Raw genomic sequence first — 1,587 nt, 5'->3', positions numbered from 1 at the left:
CGCCGGGCGACGGCAGCGGCCGGGCGGCCTCACCAGGTGTGTGCGGGATTGACCTTCATGCAGGCGGACGAGTCGTCGCCGGTCAGCGCGTCCAGGCTGTCCGGCGCCTTGCCGTCGTCCTCCGTGTCGGCCGCCGGCTCACCCGAGGGCCCCGCGTCGGCGGAGGCCTTCGGGTAGGCGGTCCCCTCCCGCCAGTCCGCCCCGACGACCAGCGTCACGCCGCTCTCGTCACCGGCGTGCTTCACCGCCCGCTCGGGCAGCCCCAGCGCGTCGGCGACCGCCTGGGCGTCGCCCCGCAGGTCCGTGCGCGGGTACAGCACCACCGTGTCCCACTGCGAGCGCGGGGCGCGGTCCGCGAACGCCCGGACGAAGCCGTCCTGCTGCAACCGGCTGCTGATGGTGGCGGCCCGGCCGCTGACCGGCGCCTGCACGGCGGTGCGGGTCCCGTTCATCACCCGCACGTCGATCTCTGCGGGGTCCGCCGCCGGATCACTCGGTTCGGGACTGGTCCGGGACGCCGGCTTCTTCTCGTCCTTGCCGTCCAGCGCGACGTCGTGCCGGATCATCGAGAAGACCTTCTCCGCGTCGCCCTCCTTGGGCAGCACGTAGTTGCCGCCCTGCGAGTACACCCACGGCATCGTCGCCATGCTGATGCGCTTCGCCGGGACCCGCTTGATGTCCTCGCCGAGGTCGTACAGCTTCTTGACCGTGTCCAGCCCGTCGTCGACGGTGAGCGCCTCGGTCGCCTCCTCGGCGAGCGCGCGCAACCGGTTGGGGCTGGTCAGCTTCGTCCCGGCCTTCAGCTCGCGGACCATCGAGTTCATGTACATGTGCTGGGCCTTGGCCCGGCCCAGGTCGCTGCCGTCCTCGAAACCGTGCCGGGTGCGCAGCCACTGGAGGGCCTGCTCACCCTTGACCTTGGTCTCGCCCTTCTCCAGGCGCAGGCCGGACTGCTCGTCGTGCACGTTGGCGTCGACGCACACCGGTACTCCGCCGACGGCGTCCGCCATCGCCACCACACCGGTGAAGTCGATCATCATGAAGTGGTCGACGGGAATGCCCGTCAACTCCTCCCAGGTGGCGACGGTGCAGCCCGGACCGCCGTTCTGCAGACTGGCGTTGATCTTGTCGGTGCGCTGCTCGAAGGTCTCCTTCGAGTCGGGGTCGGTGCAGCGGGGGATCGTCACCCGGGTGTCGCGCGGTATGGAGAGCACCGACATGTTGCTGCGGTCGGCGGAGACGTGCACCAGCATCTGCACGTCGGCCAGCGGCGGCCGGCCCCGGTCGGCCTTGGCGCCGCCCAGTTCGACGTTCTCCTCGGTGTTGCGGCTGTCCGAGCCGAGCAGCAGGATGTTCAGCGGTGTCTGCCCGGCGGCGTTGGGTTTGTTGCGGTCCAGCTTGTTGTCACCGAGGTGCAGGGGGTCCTTGGTGAGGTTGCCGTTGAGGTGCTGGTAGTAGAGGTAGCCCGCTCCCGCGGTGCCGAGTATCAGCACCGACAGCACGGCGGCCGTCCAGCGCAACGCGCGTCGCTTCCGCGGCGCGGGACCGCTGCCCCCGCCGGAGCCGCCGGTGTGCTCGCCGCCGTCG

General features: G+C 71.0%; 1 protein-coding gene. It reads right to left on the bottom strand.

Annotation, left to right across the window (positions count from 1 at the left end; genetic code table 11):
• Positions 1–29: 29 nt before the first annotated feature.
• On the bottom strand, positions 30–1,587 hold a 1,558-nt coding region (locus tag ACYVE9_RS26040; protein ID WP_461030349.1), incomplete at its 5' end, for an LCP family protein.

The organism is Streptomyces sparsus (genome assembly GCF_054776295.1).
The sequence above is the reverse complement of the archived record's forward strand: the minus strand, read 5'-3'. Positions and strand labels throughout refer to the sequence as shown.